Source organism: Nocardia sp. NPDC051911, assembly GCF_040681035.1.
Taxonomy (GTDB): domain Bacteria; phylum Actinomycetota; class Actinomycetes; order Mycobacteriales; family Mycobacteriaceae; genus Nocardia; species Nocardia sichangensis.
The window spans coordinates 115,888-133,805 of record NZ_JBFAXY010000011.1 but is presented as its reverse complement, the minus strand read 5'-3'; the positions used below and the strand labels follow the sequence as shown (position 1 = coordinate 133,805).

Sequence of the window (17,918 nt, the reverse complement as noted above, 5' to 3'; positions counted from 1 at the left end):
TGTACGCGTTTTCGCGGAATTGTAGAAGTTTCCGTGTTGCCCAATTTATAATGCTCGCCGCATTCCCTACCGTTTCCTGATCCGAGGATGCCCGCGTGCCCTGTGGAGGGGGAATCGTCAGTAAGGCCGGTGTATTCGGTGGCCGGGATCGATGAGGATCTTGCCTTCGATCCGGCCGGCGGCCAGCTGGTCCAGTGCGTCGTCCAGCTCGGCGAGCGCTATCGGGGGTCGGGCGAATTCGTTGCCCAGTTCCGGGGTGGCGGTGAGGATGTCCAATGCCGCCGGAAGGTCGGTGTCGCAGATGTGGGCCAAGGTCGTGTCGAGGGTGATCTCGCGGAAGATCATCGAGTGCAGGTCGAGTGTGGGATGTTGTTTCGGGATGCCGACGGCTTGGACTCGACCGCCGTCGGCGACCATGTCGAGGGCGGCGGCCAGTTGGCCCGGCGCGCCACTGGCTTCGATCACCACATCGGGCTTGCGGCCGCCGAGCGCGTCGCGGACGTCGGCGCTCAGCGCTGAGGAGGGCGCCAGGGTTCGGGCGGCGCCGAGCCGTCTGGCGCGTTCGAGGCGGGCGCCGGGGAAGTCGATGACGGTGATGTCGTAGTCGCCGAGATGTTTCAGGCCGGCCAGGACGAACGAGCCGATCGCTCCGGCGCCGATGACCACGACATGGTCGCCGTCGCGTACCCCGGCTCGGCGGGCGGCGTGGATGCCGACGGCCAAGGGCTGCGCGAGTGCGGCGTGGTCGAGGGGGAGGCCGGGCGGCAGTCGGCGCAATGTTCGCACCGGAACGGCGACGTATTCGGCCATGCCGCCGTCGAGGTCGAGCCCGAGGGTCTGGTATCGCGCGCACCGGTTGGTGCGGCCTTCGTGGCAGCGTCGGCAGGTGCCGCACCAGATCCCGGCTCCGCTGGCCACGAGTGTGCCGGAGGCGAGGTCTGTTCCGGTGTCGACTTCCACGATCTCGCCGACGAATTCGTGCCCGGGAATGATCGGGCCGAGGTGGCGGCTGTGGGGGTGACGGTGGTGGACGGGAAAGATCTTCGGCCCGGCTGTCCACTCGGCGGCGTCGGTTCCGCAGATGCCCGAGCGCAGCACACGCACCAGCGCTTCGGTCGCGCCCGGGGTGGGGATGGCGACGTGTCGCAGACGGATATCGCGGGCGCCGTGGTAGACGGCGGCTTGCATCGTCGATGGCACAGAAGGTCCTCTAGGTCGGGGCGTGTTGCCGGACAGCGCCGTCGGGCCGGTCGTATGACGAGCGGCCCGCGGCGTTTCATACGGTGACGGGTGCGTCGTCGCGAGGGTCGGTCATCGGTCGGATGACGACCGTGTCGTCGGTGGCGCCGGAACGGGGCAGCAGCAGGGCGACGACGGCGGCGAGTCCGAAGAAGCAGGCACACAGGATGAGTCCGCCGCTGAAACCGATGTCGGCGGCCAGTCCGGCCAAGGCGAACGGCGCGAGCGCGGAGATGCCGCGGCCGACGTTGAAGCAGAATCCGGCTCCGGTGGCGCGGGCTCGGGTGGGGAACAGTTCACCGAGGTAGGAGCCGAACAGGCCGAAGAAGGCGGTGAACGCGCCGAACAGCGGTCCCAGCCACAGCAGACTGGTTTGGTGGGTGGTCACCGCGTAGATCGGCAGTGTCAGCGAGACCCCGGCCAGGGTCAGGATGATGGTCCGGTGGCGGCCGATGTGGTCTGCAAGGAACCCGAATCCGTTGTAACCGGCGAACATTCCCAGGTTCAGGATCGTCACGAAGACCGCGACCGAACTCGAGGGCAGGTCGCGTTCGGTCGTGAGGTAGGTGGGCAGCCAGGTCGTCGCGCCCCAGTAGCCGAACAGCGCGAGGGCCGCCATCAGGGTGCCGAGCAGGGTCGTGCGGCGCAGGCCGGGGCCGAGGACATCGCGCACGGAGACGACCTCGCCGGCGTTGGCGGCCTTGTGCACCGCCCAACCCGCGGATTCGGTGAAGAAGATCAGGACCACGACGACGGGGAGTGCGACCGCGGCGCCCGCCACGAGGAACATCAGTCGCCAGTCCGGCAGGAACCAGCCGGAGATGGTGGCGGCCATCGCGCCACCGGCGGGGAAGGCGCTGATGACGAAGGCGGCGGCGCGGCCTCTGCTGTGTTCGGGCCAGGTCTCCACGACGTAGGCCGAGACCACGCTCCACACCGCGCCCAGGCCGATGCCGGCGAGGAACCGCAGCAGCAGGACGGTCTCGAAGTTCGGGGCGACGGCGATCACGGCGGTGAAGACACCGAAGGTGACCAGCGACGCGATCAGTGCCTTCTTACGTCCGAAGTTGTCGGCGACGTAACCGCCCAGGACGCTGCTGACGCCGATGCCTATCAAGGTGGCGGTGGCCAGCAGTCCGCCCTGGGTGACCGACAGCCCCATTTCCTTGCGGATGGTTGGCAGGGCCATGGACAGCAGCACTATCTCGAGCGCGTCGAACAGGTAGGCGAGAAAACACCCGCCGAGCACGATCCAACGACTACGTCGCATCGCGACACCTCCAAAGTGGCCTGCCGCGGACATGACTGCGCGGCAGGGAAAATCGTGTTCGCAGGGAATGAAGCCCGCCCTGCCGGGCAGATCCGGGATCCGCGTGCGCGGACGGCGCGGTGTGCGGCCCGCGATAGCCGGCTAGGAGCCGTCGTGGGCGGCCAGGACGAGGTCGAAGTCGATGCTCGTCCAGCCGCGTTCGGAACGGGTGCCATCGGGCGTGGGGTCGACGGCGTCGTGGCTCACGACGTCGACCACAAGGTTCTGCTTCACCCCGAACACCGCGTCACTGTCCAGGTACGGGTCGCCGGCGACGAAGATGTGGGTGATCAGGGTCCGGTATCCGGGTGCGGTGACCATGAAGTGCAGGTGGGCGGGCCGCATGGGGCCGCGGGCAGTGGCCGCGAGCAGGTCGCCGACCGGGCCGTCGTGCGGGATCGGATACGGCGCGGGGAGAATCGAGCGGAAACGGTATTCGCCGTCGTGGCCGGACCGCAGCCAACCGCGACCCGCCGAGCGGCCGTCGGGATACTGGACGTCGTAGAAGCCGTCTTCGTCGGCCTCCCACACCTCGATGCGCGCACCCTCGATGGGGACGCCGGTGACCGAGCGCACCTGGCCGGACACATAGCAGGGGATTCCGGCCGCACCGCGGGCGATGTCACCGCCGAGCGGCACTTCAGGGGCTGTGTCGACGAAGAACGGGCCGAAGACTGTGGATTCGGTGGCTCCGGGTTCGCGTGGTTCGTTGATGGCGATGGTCAGCATCGACAGGCCGAGCACGTCGGAGAGCAAGATGAACTCCTGGCGGCGCTGGTCGGTGATGTGCCCGGCGCGGGTCAGGAAGCCGATGGCGACCTCCCACTCGCGTTCGCTGAGCCGCACGTCGCGGGCGAAGGCGTGCAGGTGCTCCACAAGGCTGTGCATGATCTCGCGCAGGCGGGGATCGGGGGTGGCGTCGAAGCTGGCCAGCACCTCCTCGGTGACGGCTTCCTCGCGGTCGGTGGTCAGGGTTCGGTCGATGCTCATGTGGTGTGCCTCGAAGGGTCGGATCCCGACCATGCGGCGTGCAGCAGGGCACGGAGGCCGGCAGGAGTGACGGGAGTGGGGTTGTCGGCGGGTGCGATCGCGAGGATGTCGTCGCCGACCGCGGCAATGTCGAGTTCGGTGACGCCGAGTTCGCATAATCCCTTGGGAATTTCGAGCTTCTCGCTGAGTTCGCGCAACGCGGTCACCGCGTCGGGGCGGGCGAGCGCGTTGGCGATCCGGTCTCCGGCCTGCGGCGCGTTGGGCAGGTTGTAGGCCAGCACGTACGGCAGGACGATGGCGTGTGTCTGCGCGTGGGGCAGATCGAACGCGCCACCCAGGACGTGGCAGATCTTGTGGTGCAGACCGGATCCGGCGACGGCGAACGCCGATCCTGCGAGGTAGGCGCCGAGCAGCAGTTCACCGCGTGCCGCGAGATCCGAGGGCGCGGCGTGGACGGTGGGTAATCCGTTGATCAGATGGCGAATACCTGCTTCGGCGACAGCACTCGAGATCGGGTTGCGCTGCGGCGCCCAGAACGCTTCGACGCAGTGGGCCATCGCGTTGAGACCGCTGGCGACCGAGAGGTCCACCGGGAGCGAAACAGTCAGTTCGGGGTCGTAGATCACCGTGCGGGGCAGGACCCGTTGATCGGTGCCGGTGGTCTTGCGGCCTCGATCGGTCAGCCCCCACACCGGCGTGACTTCCGAGCCCGCGTAGGTGGTGGGCACCGCGAGGATCGGCAGCCCGGTGGTCAGGGCGACGGCCTTGGCGGTTCCGGTGGTCGACCCGCCGCCGACCGACAGCACGAGATCGGCACGTTCGGCGGCGGCGCGGGCGCGTTCGGCGACCTCGGTGGGCACGTGCGGACGCACGTCGGTGAATGTCGCGATCACCCTGTCGGCGAACGGCGCGCACAACCGCGCCCCGATCACACCTTCCTGGCCGGTGCCGATGAGCAGGATCCGTTCCGCGCCGAGACGGTCGATCTCGCCGAGCAGCTGGGTGCGCGCTGCGCCCGCACCGAAGACGACGCGGCCGGGCAACCCGTCGTAGGTGAAACTCGTCATCGGCGTTCACCCGCCGGGATGACGGTGGGCTGGAATGCGAGCAACAGCCATTCGTCGTTCTCGTACACCCAGACCGCGAGTACTCGGTTGGCCAGCGTCTTGCGGACGCCGCCGGCGGTGATCTCGGCGTGCATCTCACCGGCGACGATCGCGGTGTCCGCGGCGACGACGACCCGTGTGACCGGGTGGTCGATGCGGTGGTAGCGGTAGTGACCGGTGCGGAGTTTCTCGAGGTAGCTGTCGCGGGTGTCGACCTCGGCGGTGGAATGGGTGTAGACGAGGTCGGGGTGGGCCAGCGCGGCGAAACGGTCGAACTCGCCGGTAAGGACCGCGGCGTAGCGCCGATCCTCGAGCCCCCGGATGGCGGTCTCGATGCTGGCAGCGGTCATGGTTGCGCCGGTCATGGGCGCGCTCCTGTCTGTTCGAGTTCGGCAGCGGTCGTGTGGTTCGGTTTCTCCGCGCGATCGCGCAGTGCGGTGAGTACTCGGGCCATGTCGGCCTCGGCGAGGCCGGCGTCCACGGCTTTGTCGAGGACGGACAGCGCCGCTTCAGAGCCGGGCAGGTCGAGCCCGTGCCGGTGGGCGAGGTCCAGGGCCAGACCGAGGTCTTTGCGGATGAGGGAGACCGGGGCCGCGACGGCGGTGGACTCCGGTGTGAGATACGTCTGGCGTTTGTAGCCGACGTACGGGGCTCCGGCGGCGCTGCCGCTCAGGATGTCGTAGAAGACACTGAGGTCGAGATCGGCGGCCTCGGCGATCAGCAGGCCTTCGGCGACAGCCTGGTTGAGCCCGGCCAGCACCGCGTTGACGGCGAGTTTGGCCGCCGAGCCCGCACCGACCGGGCCCGCGTGGAACTGGGCCGCGGTCATCGCGGCCAGTACCGGACGGGCACGCTCGAACTGGTCGGCCGACGCGCCGACCATCGTGGTGATGGACGCGGTCTCGGCCATGGAGACGCTGCCCGAGACCGGCGCGTCGATGAGCTGGAGGTGGGGCAGTTCGCCGAGTGCGCGCACGGCTTCGGGGCCGATGGTGCCCATCACGATGTGCAGGTGACCGGGCCGCGCGGCGCGCAGCACTTCGCTCACCACGGTGAAGGTGGAGGGACCGTCTGGCAGCATGCTGATCGACAGCGAGGCGGCGGTGAGGTCCTGCGCGGAGGCGACCGCGGTCGCTCCCTGCGGAGTCAGTCCGGGAACGGGGTCGTAGGCGAGGACGGAGTGGCCCGCCCGGACCAGATGCGTCGCCATCGGATGTCCCATACGGCCCAGGCCGGCGAATCCGATCAGCATGACCGCCTCCCTCGTTCGGACATCGCGTGTCGCGCGAGCGGTGGCACGGCTGCCGTGGGGTGACGCGCTGCGAGGAAAGACATGGGTCTCCTTTGTCATCGGTGACCGGAATGGACGCACTCGTGAGAGTGACGTTCAGTATCATGGAACAAATTTCCACATAGTGTCAAGTAGCACCAAACATGATGATTGATAGAAGGTAGCTATTCGATCGGAGGATTTCCGCAATGTCGGACACTGGAAAGGACTTCTCGTCACTACGTAAACTGTTGTGCCGAAGCCAATTAGAGGATTCGGTGGCCATGTTCGACGCGACTCGGTCCAGACGGCGCAGACGCGGATGCCTCAGCGGCGATGTAGCCGGACTGTTATGCCAGGCCGAACGCCGATCGCGCTGGCATGCGAACGACCCGCATAGTGTTCACTGTGAATGAATGATCGAGGGCGTCCGGATGAAAGGGTGAGCCGATGGAGGACAGGATCGGATCGGCGTTGCGGCAGGCTCGCCTCGAGCAGAAACTGAGTCTGCGCGGCTTGGCGGCCGCCGCAGGCATCTCGGCCAGCCAGCTCTCCCAGATCGAGACCGGCAAATCTCAGCCCTCGGTGAGCACTCTCTATGCCCTGGTGACCCACCTCGGCGTCTCGCTCGACGAGTTGCTGGGGATCGGACAGACGCGCCCGGACGCCGACCGCGCCGCAGAACCCCGCCGCCAATCCACGGGGGTCGTGCAGCGGGCCGCCGACAACCCGGTGTTGGAGATGGCAAACGGGGTCCGGTGGGAACGGCTGGCGGTCGATCCGCGCGCCGACGTCGACGCACTGCTGGTGACCTATCAGCCGGGCGCGGCCAGTTCCGTCGACCGGACGATGATGCGCCACCAGGGAACCGAGTACGCCTACCTGCTCGCGGGTGAGTTGACGCTGCTGCTCGACTTCGACCGGCATCGTATCGCCGCAGGCGACTCGCTGTGCTTCGACTCCACCAGGCCGCACATGTACGTCAATCAGGGGGGCGAACCGGCGACGGGAGTGTGGTTCGTCTCCGGTCGCCACAATCCCGGTCCCTCGCGGACTTGGGTCGCCGAACAACTCGGCGAGGCCGGAGCGCAGGCGTCCCCGCGGGTCACCAACGCCGTCGACGTGCTGAGTCTGCTCGGAGCGGTCGGCGCGCCGCCCGGCGAACGCGACACGGAGGTCGCGCCGCACGGGGACGCCTGAGCAACCCTCGCTCAGGCGAATCCGAGCAGGCAAGGGCCTTCTCGGTGACCGGGATCGTTCCGATGCCCATGGTGGCGGACGGAATTGCCGCCGTCGCCGCGGAGTTCTTGCCGCCCACGGTGATTCGATCGCGGGCGATGTGGTCGTGCAGAGCCGCGCCTTCGCCTCGGATGCCCCATCGGATGTCGGTGGCGTAGAACTCGCTGCGGCTCACAGATTCCAGGCCGCCGGCCACGATGGGGTCGCGGTCACCGAAGCGCACGTGCATGCACACGTCGAGCACGGCCTGCGAACACGATCCACAGCGTCGGTCCACCTGTTGACCCGGGCGCGATGACACCGAGGCCTACGCCCAGCGGGCCGATCCGCCCGATCGCGGGCGCCTCCCCGTTCGGGTTGAGCGCAGTCGCCGAATACGCGGACCGTCAGCGGGACACCCCGTGCAGGATGAGCGTGTGCTCGATGCAGCGCGCGATGAATTCGTCGTCGAGCGCACCATCGACCACCAGAAGACGGAAATATATAGGGGCTGAGAGGGTTTCGAGTACTTCGCGGGGATCGACGTCCGACGGCAGCTCGCCGCGCTCGACGGCCCTGCCGATGACGTGCGCGGTTCGGTCGAAGCGGTCGACCCAGAAGCGTCGGCGCGCCTCGGCGACCTCGGGATCGGCCGACAGCGCGATGGTCGTGCCGAGCAGCCGCGCGATTCCGGGTCGCGAGATCAGGTGGGAGATCTGTTCGGCGAGTTGCCGGAGATCGCCGCGCAACGTCCCGGTATCGGGTGCGGGGTTGCCCGCCGCCGCCAGTTCGGTGACGGTCTCGGCGATCAGGGCCGTGCGCGTGCCCCAGCGCCGGTAGATCGTCGTTTCCGCGACGCCCGCCCTGGCGGCGACATCGCCGATGGTGAGCCCCTCGATCCCGTGTTCGGCTACCTGCTCCAGGGTGGCGGTCAGTACCGCGTCGCGCACGCGCGCCGACCGTCCCCCGGTCCGCTTGCGCGGGGCCGGGGGCGGTGACGGTTCGTCGATGCTCGCGTCGCGTCCGCGCTGATTCATGCCCCTGTTCTACTCGATGCGCACCCGGCGATGGGCGGACCGGGCCGCGAACGGCTCGGTCAGCGCAGGTAGGCGGTGATCCAGTTGCCGAACTCGCAGGCCAGATGCCACTCGTGTTCGGCGATGTACAGGCCCGGAACGGCCGCCGGGAAGGCCACCGCGAGATGGCTGCGGAAGCCGCCGCCGGGCTCGTCGCGGAACTGGTGCCGCACGCCCCCGATAACAGTGCCATCGGCGAGTGCGGCGGTTCCGGCGACGGCGAGCGGATAGGCCGGGTCAGCGGAAACGGGAACTCCGGTCGAGTCGGCGTAGTCGACGAAGAAGCGGCTGGCCAGGACCGCTCCACCGGTCACCTCGACGACTTCCTGACGTCCGTCCGCCAAGGTGGCGATGATGTAGTGGTCGGGGCACGCGTCGGTCCAGATCGCGCGCGCGTCGGTCGTGCGCGCGAGGCCGAACCACTCGACGAAACCGGCGGCGCTGCCTCGGTCGCTGACGATCTCGGTGGTCGAGATCGCCCATTGCCCGCCCGAGGCGGCGAGCGCGGTCCGCGTGGCCGCCTCGGAGGCGGCGAGTTCGGCGGCGAGCAGTTCCCGCAGTCCGTCCGAGCCGATCAGGGCGCGCGCCTTCGACAGGGCCGATCGCGCGGCGGCGATGTCGTCCACGGCGACGGCGAACCGACCGAGCAGGGAATCGAGCTCACCCCGCAACAGTCCGGCGAAGTCGGTCGACAGTCGCGCCGCCGCCACCGACAGTCGTCGACGCTCCCATTCCACGACCCCGGACGGCTCGACCGGCGCACCGCCGATGAAGGTCCGCAGCCCGGTTCCGAAGGCCGGGGACCCTGGATTCGCCCCCGCCGCGCCGCAGGCCAGGTACATCGCGGTCGCCGCGGTCGCGGCCGCTCCTGCGGTCCGGTTCATGAAGTTTCGCCTGGTCAGCATTGACCGATTCCTGTCGCCTGCCGCCCTGTTCGCGCGCGTCGACGACGTGTTCGAACGGGGATGAAATGTTAATGCAAGATGAACTTGCGTTAACATAGCATGGGTGACTCGGGTCACTCTGTCAACAGTTCCGGGACATTAAAGCTAGGAAAACTTGCGTTTGCGAAGGGGGCGGGATTACGTTGACGCTGGTCTGCTCGGCGTTAGCCACCGCGCTTCCCGAGCGGGCGGACGTTGGTTCATCCCCCGCCGACGGGAAGTGGTCGGGACGGAAACGGAGAGGAAGGCGAGGCTCATGGGCGAGTCCATCGCGATTCGGACGTATATCGGCGGCGAGCAAGTCTCGCGGGAACAAGTACGAGCATGGGAAGCCCGCCGGGCCGCGGTGGTGTTGACCAAGCTCGCCCGTCGTCTGGGAGCGCGAGCCTTCGCCGAACTCGCGCCGGGAAAGCGTTTGGACGACCTGCTCGGCGCTCCGCTCGACGCGCAACGATCCGCGTTGACCTCGATGAAGACCCGCCTGGGTCACGCGGGCGTGTACGCCGCCCTCAGGCGTGACCTCGAGATCTCCGAGCGGATGACGCGCACCGGCGTCGCGCTCAGCCGGGGCCGCACCGAGCACGCCGTCACCCGCCTCGAGGTTCCCGGTTGCAGCGCCGAACGATTCGCCGCCTGGTTCTCCGACCTCACCGCCACCAACGCCGAGACCGATATGGTCGACGCCTGCCCCGACCACTACCTCCTGCGCGGCCTCTCCGACGGCCGCCAGGAAGTCGTCGAAACCACCGGCGGGTCACCCCTTGCCACCCGATTTCTCGTCGACTACGGCAGAACCGAAGCGCTCACCATCCCCGCCGACCCCCGCTACCCCCAGCAGATCGCGGGACAGGCCCTGCTCGACGACGGCCTCGTGATCGGCGGTGTACGACACCAATTCCTCGACCGCCGCGGAACGATGGAAGCCCTGCTGACCGTGCAGTTCCCGGCGAGTGTGCCCGCTCGGTTCATCCGCGAGCACCGATGGCACCTGGCGGTGGAATTCGGCAACTGGATCATCGCCGCCGCGCCCACAGCCTTCACGTCGTGAGCCGACTTCGGCTTGACGCCGATCCCTCCGCGGGCATGCAAATTGAAACTTGCAGCGCTGCATCGCAGTACTGTCCGCAACTTCGGCGCCCGTGTTGATGTGAGGCGGCCCGGCAACGGAGTCATCGGCGCAGTCTCCCTCCTGTGGCAGACCTGAACAGCCCGACAGCGACGCGATCCGCGGGGAAGATGCCCATCTGGTTCAACACCAGGCGTGCCGCGGCGAGCGTTTCTGCGCTGACTGCCGGTGTGGTCATCGGCGCACCTCCTCGAGCAGTCGCCGGCTGGCCACGCACAACTCAACGAGAGCGTGGGTGGGTCAGCAGCCTTCCGGCATCGAGCCGAGTCGGTTCCAGGCGAACGCTCGGCCGCCGGTCGAGGGCGGCGACGGGGTGCTTGTCGAGGATGCGGCCTCAGTCTCCGGGTGTGCAGATTCCGTGGACGACATCGCCGTCGACGGTACGAACCACGCGGTTCGTGACCTGCGGTCGGTGAACACGTTCCTGCAACGGCGACTGTGGCGGGATGACCGGCGCGATCACGGCTGACCACCACCGCCAGCAAACTTTTCGCAGAAGGCAAATGTGTCGCGATCCGGCACATGTGGCATGGATCGCAGCAGGTCAGAGCGTGTTCAGCTGGTCGACTCCGTGTGCGCGAGTGCGCTCCCACGCGCGGCTCGGGAAGGTGTCACGACTGACGGGAATCTGTGCGCGAGAGGGGACTTGAACACGTATCTGCGGCATCCTTGGCGTGGATACGTGTTGGAGGTATGCCAAAGCTACATAGCCGTGAGGTAGCCGTCAAGGCCATGGCCTTCACCGGAAGACAGAATCGATTGTCTGAGTGCATGTTCGAACCGACGGCCCGCCTCAGTCGATTTGCTGAGCCGCGTGAGAACTTGCATGTGCCGACTCGGTTGCTCTCGCCTCAGCATCGAGCATGGGGAAACGGCATGGAACGGTGCGCGACCCAGGTGGAGGATGGTATGGATGCGTTGCGCGGTGTCGTTCTGGACTTCGCGGGCGGCTCGGAGACATCTGCTAATGCGTATCCAGTCCTGAGCGCGTCCCGCGAATGTCCCTGAAGTAACTGGTCTTGGCGCGGGCGTCGGCGTCATACCTGCTGTTGGAGCTCGGGTCACGATTGCTAAGGCTGTGACCGAATGCTGTTGCAGTGAAACCAGACATCCGTGACCGGGTTGCCGGATAGAGTCGAGACCTACCTACGACAGCCGAGGAAGCGAATGTCAAGCATCGCGTTGCGTAAGGGCGAGAATACTGCCCTCACCGGACAACATGTGACCTTCACTATCACGCCAGATGGTACCCCCATCGATGTCTCGGCTCTGCTACTCGGCTCCAGCGGCAAGGTGCGCAGCGATAGCGACCTAGTCTTCTATAACAACCCCACGCGCCACGGTGTCGGGATCGCAGAGTCCACGGTATCGGTCGACTTCAAACGTGTTCCGGCTGACGTGGCCAGCGTTGTTGTGGTCGCCAGCATCGATCCGCTGAGTCCGGGTTCCGTTTTCAGTCGCGCGCCGCGGCTGATAGTCACTCAGAATGCCGGACATACTGTTGAATTCATTGCGCCGGATTTCACCGATCGGGAGACGGTCGTCGTCCTCGCCGAGGCATACCGTCGCAACGAATACTGGAAGTTGCGCGCGGTGGGACAAGGCTACGCTTCCGGTCTTGGCGGCTTGGCCACTGACTATGGAGTCGACGTTGATTCCGATGAGGCTGCCGAGCAGGCCGACGCGGACGCGACGACACGTGTAAGTCGGCCGACAGACCTCGCCAAAGTTAGTGACTTGGCGCCTGCGCTGCTGCCGGCAGCGACCGAGGCCAATAGGGCTCTGGTGGATGCAAGCATCGGAAATCGCCGCGCTGCAGTGTACCTGGTTCTCGACCACAGCTACGATATGCGGGATCTGTACGAGTCCTTCACCATTCAGGCCTTTGCTGAACGGATCCTGGCTCTGGCTGCAAACCTCGATGACGACGGCATCGTGCCGGTAGTGTTCTCAGGGAAGCGGGAACCGTTCATCGAAGAACTAAGTTTGGAGAACTACCGCGGCAGGATTGGGCAATTGCACACCCAGGTCGACTGGGGCTGGTCGCAAGTGGACGAAGCGATGCGTTGCGTCATCAATCACTACCAGGAGTCCGGGGCGGTTGAGCCTGCGCTCGCCATAACGCACGTAGGCGACGAGCCAGACGACAAGGCAGCAGTTCGAACGCTGCTTCAGAACTCCGCGGCACTGGGCGTTTTTTGGATCTTCATCGGCTTCGGTCGAGGCAAGATGGCGTTCTACAAGAACTTGAATTCGTCGAACTCAGCGACTATCCGAAATGTCGCGTTCTACAATCCTGGGAAGAATCCAGGAGCGGTGCCTGGTGAGCAGTTCTACGCGGAGCTGGTCCGAGGGTTCAGCGCCTGGTCCCGGGCCGCGGGATGACGGGTCGAGCGATGCGCCAGCTCGCAAGGTAGACGTGGTTGCAATGCTGCAGATCAGGGGCTGGCTCACGAGGTCGCGACGCCCCTCGGCCTCGCGGGCTGCGCCGCGGCTGCACATCGTAAGAGACACCCTGACACGTTCGCGGCGGTCAAGTCAGCCGCGCGACCGGGGCTGGGGCAGGTATTTGCTCGGGGCGGGTTGGTGTTGCGCTCTTGTAGGAGGGTGCGAGGGGGTGTACTTCCTCGGTGAGGGTGGCGAGGGCGTATGCGACTTCTTCGATTGACGCCTGTACATAGGTGAAGGTGGCGCCATCCTGCCCGGCTGGTCCGGCGTGGGCCGCGAACGCGCGGGCGGTGGCGTATCCGAAGTTGCGTTCGACCCAGGTCAGGGTGGTGTGTCGGAGCCAGTGGGTTGTTATCTGCTGGGTAGCGACCCAGGGTAGGTGGCGGCCGATTCGATTCCAGAGGTGGTCGTAGCGGCGTCGGGTGATCGGACGGCCGTGTCGGTATCGCAACAGTTGGAGTCCTGGATCGGGGCTTCGTTCACCGAGTGCGATCAATCGGGTCATCAAGGTGGGGGAGACCGGCTGCCAGTGCAGGGTTCCGCCCTTGCCGGACAGTCGGATCAAGCATTGCTCGGGGTCGAGGTCTTCTCTGCGAAGTTTGAGGGCGCTACCTGTGCGGCAGGCGGTTTCGAGGTGTAGCCGCAGTAGGAGGGTGTCGAGTTCGGGGTCGTCTCCTGTGGTTGCGGCGACATGGTTGATTTGTTCGAGTTGGCGGGTGGACAGTGCGCGACGTGTGCCGGGAAGTCGTGGTGGCTTCTCCAGATGCGCGGACGGGTTGGTGGAGGCGGAAATGTGCCCGTCGTTGCTGGCGTAACGGTAGAGGCAGCGAATCGCGCAGACCATATGCTCGGCGGCGGATCGCCCTCCGCGGTTGTTGCGGCGCAGGACGGCGGTACGTCGGGTTTGCTCGACGAGTTCCTGTAGTTCGAGGTGCGTTGGTTGGTCGATTGGGCGGTCGGGCCAGTGCCTACTGAGTTGACGCCAGTAGGGAAGGTAGGTGCGTCGGGCTCCGGCGGAGACCGCTTCGGCGACTCGCGGTACGTACTCAGCGAAGGTTGGCCTTTTGCTGGCGGGGGTTGTCGTGCGCAGTAGTTCTTCCGGGTGGATTCCCAAACGCTCCAGAAACAGTCGGGCAACCTCGTGGTCGTCGGGGATCATGCCGCACCGTGGAGGAGTGCTAAAGCAGATGACAGGGCCTCGTACACGATCGGCGCCGGGACGATGGCGACGACATCGGCATTGGGTATGGCGATGAGGAGGAGGGGATCGCCGAGAACGATGCCGGTGGCGCGCCGTGTCGCTGCGGGCAGTCGTATCTGTCCTAGTCGGCTGACCCTATGGCGGGTTTCGTGGGGATGGGCCGACCGGACGGCGACGAGATGTCCAGCGACGGTATAGGTGATGGGTTGGCCTGCTGGCCAACGTAGTTCAGCGAATATGCGGCGGCCGGATAGTCGCGCACGGTCGTTGATGATGGATACCGCGATCGTCGAAGGCCCTACTTGGCGCTTGCGTGTGGCGAAGGCCGGATCTGCGGGCAGAGGGAGGCCTGCACGTGGCTGAATAGACATGGACACTTTCTTTCTCGGTCCAGTCTGCCGATTCTCCCTATCTCCATGAAAGCCGATCATCGACAATCGCGCCACCGCAGCTCGAGAAGAGATCGCCCCTCGCGGAGCGTGGGTCGGCACTACCGTGGTGTCGACTGAGCTGGTCACTGTGTCGCCGGTGTGGGAACCGGATGGCGGTGCCGTCGATCTGTCGCGGACCCTGCCAACTGCCGTGCTGGCTCTCCACCGACCTACTTGGGGTGGCGGCTGCCCGGACCGGAGTTGCGGTGGGTCGGCGTGGTCAGCTGCCTTGTGTTCGATACTGGCTCCACTGTGTCGCTCGGTTGCCTGCGCGGATGTCGTCTAGTCGTTGGCGTAGTCGCTGGGCGTATTCGGGTGAACTCGTAGCGCGGCAAAGGGGGCCGGTTAGTTGTACGAGGTCTCGCATGTCCAGTAGCAAGTCGTAGCCGGACCAGGCGGACAGGTCGTAGCCGTATTCGTCGATGAAGTTGCGGACCCAGGTGCGGTCGCGTCCGTAGCGGACCGAAGCGTGCCATGTGGGGATCAAGTCGACTTCGCGGGGGCCGATGCTCACCCAGTCCCAGTCGCCGAGGATTGCCGTCTTGGGATCGGCTCGGTTGTCCCACAGTAGGTTTCCTGCCCATGCATCGCCGTGGATGAGACCGAGTCCGAGGGGCCAGTCGAGCTCACTCAGCTCTTTGCGGATCTCGTCGATGCGTTCGAGAAGCCAGGATCGTTCGTCGTGTGTGATCGAGTCGAGAGCATGCTGTTCCAGTAGTGCCCCGTGCAGCGACTCCAGGGGCGTCCACGTCGGCAACTCCAAGGCCGGCGGTGCGGGGAGGTCATGCAGGGTGCGCAGCAGTCGCCCGAGTTCTGTGGAGGTCGGCGCCGGGGTGTCGTCTGTCTGTGGGTAGTAGGTCCAGAATCCGACGGTGTGTCCGGCGGCCTCGATCGGTTCCACACCAGGAAGCGGAGCTGTGGCATCGAAATCGTGTTCGGTAGTCAGCCATTTTGTTACGGCGTACGTGTGGATCTGTCGGTCTGGATCCGCCTCTGTCCGGCTGACCCGTGCGACTGCGTCATGGCGCGGCAGCACATAGACGGCGTTGCTCGAATGATGAATGAGGACCGCGTCTGTCGGGTCCAGCCCACGAGCTTCGCATCCTCGGCGCAGCACGGTATCGATCGTTGATGACATGTTTCAGCCTTATCCCACTAACGCAACGGAGGCCTGGAACTCGTGTTCGACCTGTCGAACCGCAGGCTTACTCGCGAAGGGTGCGAGGCGGCGCCGAACGAGGTTGATCGACTCGATCGCACGGGAGCTGGTCAGTCCGCGCGCCGCAGGAAGCGTGTCCAGCAGTACCTGGCACGCCTGCTCGACATCGACGTCTGAATTGCACACGCGTTCTCCATCCTCAGGCACGAAGGAGGCTGCAAGCGTTGCCGCGACCAGGACCTTCCTTCGCTCCATTCCTACCGAGTCCGCCAGAACAATAGGTGCCTGCGCGCGTACATCTGTCGGACGTCGCCCATCGTGAGCAACATACATGAACTCGGCCGACAGCTGGCGGTCGGTGAAGAACCGAATCCAGTCCGGTTCGTCATCTGGCCGAGCATGGCCGAGATGCCGTTCGGCGTCGTGCATCGCCTTCGCGCTCGCGCTGGCATCGTTATTGAGCGCATGTGCACGCGCCAGAAGCGCGTTGCAGCGTGCGGCGGTACTTGGGGAGCCTGACTGCTCGGCGGCCTCTACCGCGGCGGTACCGCATCGCACGGCCTCGGTAGGTCGGCTGAGGTAGTGGGCCTGCATGGACATATCGGTGAGGATGTGTGCGCCCAAGGCGGTGTTTCTGGCCGCTTTGGCGAGTTGGAGGGCCTGCTGAAAGTACTGCTGTCCAAGACCCTGCTGCGCAGAGTCGAAGCACATGAAGCCGCTCAAGTTGCATAACCGGGCGGAGACGGCATACAGCTGAGAGGCTGTCTGGTCGTCGTAGGAACCGCGCAACGCTGGCGTGACAACATCGTCGATGAGCCTTGCCAGAGTCGCACGAGCGTAGCCTCCGCCGAGGTGATGATCTGCGTTGGCGAATACGCTGCACATCGACCACATCACCGCGACATCGGTGCTTCCTACACGCCGATGGCCTGTGCCGCGGCCGAACGCAGGAACGGCTGACTCCAACCATTCACGGACAGGGTCGAACGCTTCCAGGCCGACCCAGGGCGCAGCAGTTTCTGTGGCCACCAAGGGTGGAGATGTAGTCATCTCTACTGCAGCGGAATTCATGTCGAGCCACATGCGTTGGAGGACGCCGTCGGTGTCCAGCGCTCTATCCATTCGGCGGGCGAACGCTTGCGTCGGACGGCGTTGAGCTTTCTCGATTTTGCCGATCAGCGAACCGCTGTCGTGGCTGATTGCCCCGAGCTGGTTCAGAGACAGTTTCCGTAGCAGCCGCCAGTGCCGCAGCTCGGCGCCGAAGAACTGTCGCGCCGACTCCATGGCGGCCAGTTCACGCGGTTGTTGGGCCATCGCTACATCCTCTGTGACCTGGTCGGATGCGACCACTACCGGGACAGCCTCGAACGGGGACAGTTTCTTGTCCGCATCCAAGATATACCGGCTTCCGTTGCCTCCGTCACAGACTGAAGTCGCGTCCGGCGCCGGGTCGATGCCGATCTTCTTCTCGGCACACCGGCCCGCAATGCCACTGGCTGGTGGCGTAAGCCCCCGGCGTCGGGCGCGATTCGAAATCTCAGGGAGGCAGAGCATGGTTTCGCATAACAGTGCAGGAAGATTCGCTGGCGAGGGTGCGTCGTCAGTCCGCGGCGTGGGTAGGGACCGCCGAACTACCGCTAAACACGAGTCGCCCGATGTGCGGGTCGGCGAGTCAGCCGAACAGCGCTGCGCCTTCTACAGGCGAGTGTGTGGCTTACCGACTCGAGTCGATCCGGCCCTCGGCCGGATCGAATTGGTGGCCGGATCGGTCGGCGCCGTGACGATGCCTGCACATATCGGTGCTGGCGTGCGGCATCACATGCAGGTCAGGCAGCACGCGTTGGGGCCGATCTTCACTCACCCGCGGTCCGGGACATGGACGTTCTTGATTCGTCCCGACTTTCCGGACGACCCACGGCTGTTCGCGATGTTGTTCCGTCACCAGGTCAAGGTCATCCGTAGTGGCGGACTGATCGCTCTGCCATCTCCAGTAGGCATGCCCGCAGGAGTCCGCCGGTGGATCGAGCCGGCGCGCGATACCTACCGCCCGCTGGGCGCCGTGGTGATTTCCTCGGTGCGGGCGTGCGTCGGCCCGCGCTGGTCTTCCGGCCAGTCCCGCAGTCGCGCCTCGTGACCGGTCCGGGAGGATCTCCGCGGCCGATGGAACGGGATGTCCATCTGTCGATCTACCTGAACGACGTGCGCTTGGACTTCGCCGCCTGCCTGACGGCCGCGCTGCTGTTCGTCCAGGATTTCCACGCCCACAACCATCACAACGCCATCCACGTGATCTCGGACGATCCCCGGCACCTGCCCCGGCTCCCCAATGAACGCCTCTACCTCGAGCCTTAGCCACATCGGGTCGACCGCCCGAAACCACGTAACGACCATCACTGGTGCG

Annotated in this window: 17 protein-coding genes; 5 read left to right on the top strand and 12 right to left on the bottom strand. The window is 65.9% G+C overall.

The window, feature by feature from the left end; all coding sequences use genetic code 11:
• Positions 1 to 117: 117 nt before the first annotated feature.
• The 6 genes from AB0L97_RS16095 to AB0L97_RS16070 all read right to left on the bottom strand — a co-directional run bounded on the left by AB0L97_RS16095 (position 118) and on the right by AB0L97_RS16070 (position 5,896).
• Positions 118 to 1,200: an alcohol dehydrogenase catalytic domain-containing protein gene (locus AB0L97_RS16095; protein WP_364429867.1), complete on the bottom strand. Its 1,083-nt coding sequence runs from the start codon at positions 1,198 to 1,200 to the stop codon at positions 118 to 120.
• 76 nt (positions 1,201 to 1,276) lie between these two features.
• Entirely contained in the window at positions 1,277 to 2,509 is a 1,233-nt protein-coding gene (locus AB0L97_RS16090) for an MFS transporter (RefSeq protein WP_364429864.1), read from the bottom strand.
• A gap of 141 nt (positions 2,510 to 2,650) precedes the next feature.
• On the bottom strand, positions 2,651 to 3,538 hold the full coding sequence (locus AB0L97_RS16085) for an intradiol ring-cleavage dioxygenase (protein WP_355075824.1): 888 nt from the start codon (positions 3,536 to 3,538) through the stop codon (positions 2,651 to 2,653).
• The gene (locus tag AB0L97_RS16080) at positions 3,535 to 4,605 is read right to left on the bottom strand and encodes a maleylacetate reductase (protein WP_364429860.1); all 1,071 of its coding nucleotides are present in this window, start codon (positions 4,603 to 4,605) and stop codon (positions 3,535 to 3,537) included. The genes AB0L97_RS16085 and AB0L97_RS16080 overlap by 4 nt, the downstream gene beginning before the upstream one ends.
• Positions 4,602 to 5,009, bottom strand: coding sequence for a nuclear transport factor 2 family protein (locus AB0L97_RS16075; RefSeq protein ID WP_364429857.1), 408 nt, complete (start codon positions 5,007 to 5,009; stop codon positions 4,602 to 4,604). Before AB0L97_RS16075 ends, AB0L97_RS16080 begins: the two co-directional genes overlap by 4 nt.
• Positions 5,006 to 5,896 (bottom strand): NAD(P)-dependent oxidoreductase, encoded by an 891-nt coding sequence (locus tag AB0L97_RS16070; RefSeq protein ID WP_364429854.1) that lies wholly within the window; start codon positions 5,894 to 5,896, stop codon positions 5,006 to 5,008. Before AB0L97_RS16070 ends, AB0L97_RS16075 begins: the two co-directional genes overlap by 4 nt.
• A gap of 468 nt (positions 5,897 to 6,364) precedes the next feature.
• On the opposite strand from AB0L97_RS16070, the gene AB0L97_RS16065 reads away from it, so the two are divergent.
• Positions 6,365 to 7,114, top strand: coding sequence for an XRE family transcriptional regulator (locus AB0L97_RS16065; protein WP_364429851.1), 750 nt, complete (start codon positions 6,365 to 6,367; stop codon positions 7,112 to 7,114).
• Here the strand turns inward: AB0L97_RS16065 and AB0L97_RS16060 are convergent.
• From AB0L97_RS16060 to AB0L97_RS16050, 3 genes are all read right to left on the bottom strand, one after another.
• Positions 7,020 to 7,388: a hypothetical protein gene (locus tag AB0L97_RS16060; RefSeq protein WP_364430158.1), complete on the bottom strand. Its 369-nt coding sequence runs from the start codon at positions 7,386 to 7,388 to the stop codon at positions 7,020 to 7,022. The two genes, AB0L97_RS16065 and AB0L97_RS16060, sit on opposite strands and share 95 nt — an antisense overlap.
• A gap of 151 nt (positions 7,389 to 7,539) precedes the next feature.
• Entirely contained in the window at positions 7,540 to 8,169 is a 630-nt protein-coding gene (locus AB0L97_RS16055; protein ID WP_364429848.1) for a TetR/AcrR family transcriptional regulator, read from the bottom strand.
• A gap of 59 nt (positions 8,170 to 8,228) precedes the next feature.
• Positions 8,229 to 9,113, bottom strand: coding sequence for a hypothetical protein (locus AB0L97_RS16050; RefSeq protein WP_364429845.1), 885 nt, complete (start codon positions 9,111 to 9,113; stop codon positions 8,229 to 8,231).
• Between the two features lie 295 nt (positions 9,114 to 9,408).
• On the opposite strand from AB0L97_RS16050, the gene AB0L97_RS16045 reads away from it, so the two are divergent.
• Together AB0L97_RS16045 and AB0L97_RS16040 are read left to right on the top strand one after the other, a co-directional pair.
• Complete coding sequence (locus AB0L97_RS16045) at positions 9,409 to 10,200, top strand: hypothetical protein (RefSeq protein ID WP_364429842.1); 792 nt, start codon at positions 9,409 to 9,411, stop codon at positions 10,198 to 10,200.
• Positions 10,201 to 11,445: 1,245 nt separating this feature from the next.
• On the top strand, positions 11,446 to 12,663 hold the full coding sequence (locus AB0L97_RS16040; RefSeq protein ID WP_364429839.1) for a VWA domain-containing protein: 1,218 nt from the start codon (positions 11,446 to 11,448) through the stop codon (positions 12,661 to 12,663).
• A gap of 148 nt (positions 12,664 to 12,811) precedes the next feature.
• On the opposite strand, the gene AB0L97_RS16035 is transcribed toward AB0L97_RS16040, so the two are convergent.
• The 3 genes from AB0L97_RS16035 to AB0L97_RS16025 all read right to left on the bottom strand — a co-directional run bounded on the left by AB0L97_RS16035 (position 12,812) and on the right by AB0L97_RS16025 (position 16,912).
• Positions 12,812 to 13,885, bottom strand: a complete 1,074-nt coding sequence (locus AB0L97_RS16035; RefSeq protein ID WP_364429836.1) for a site-specific integrase — start codon at positions 13,883 to 13,885, stop codon at positions 12,812 to 12,814.
• Between the two features lie 693 nt (positions 13,886 to 14,578).
• Complete coding sequence (locus AB0L97_RS16030; RefSeq protein ID WP_364429833.1) at positions 14,579 to 15,496, bottom strand: aminoglycoside phosphotransferase family protein; 918 nt, start codon at positions 15,494 to 15,496, stop codon at positions 14,579 to 14,581.
• A gap of 9 nt (positions 15,497 to 15,505) precedes the next feature.
• Positions 15,506 to 16,912: a helix-turn-helix transcriptional regulator gene (locus tag AB0L97_RS16025; protein ID WP_364429830.1), complete on the bottom strand. Its 1,407-nt coding sequence runs from the start codon at positions 16,910 to 16,912 to the stop codon at positions 15,506 to 15,508.
• 361 nt (positions 16,913 to 17,273) lie between these two features.
• Between AB0L97_RS16025 and AB0L97_RS16020 the strand changes: the two genes are divergently transcribed.
• Together AB0L97_RS16020 and AB0L97_RS16015 are read left to right on the top strand one after the other, a co-directional pair.
• Positions 17,274 to 17,651 carry a DNA-directed RNA polymerase subunit beta gene (locus AB0L97_RS16020; protein ID WP_228829785.1) on the top strand — a complete coding sequence of 126 codons (378 nt, stop codon included), beginning with the start codon at positions 17,274 to 17,276 and terminating at the stop codon, positions 17,649 to 17,651.
• A gap of 26 nt (positions 17,652 to 17,677) precedes the next feature.
• Positions 17,678 to 17,869 carry a hypothetical protein gene (locus AB0L97_RS16015; RefSeq protein WP_195140955.1) on the top strand — a complete coding sequence of 64 codons (192 nt, stop codon included), beginning with the start codon at positions 17,678 to 17,680 and terminating at the stop codon, positions 17,867 to 17,869.
• Positions 17,870 to 17,918: the final 49 nt, after the last annotated feature.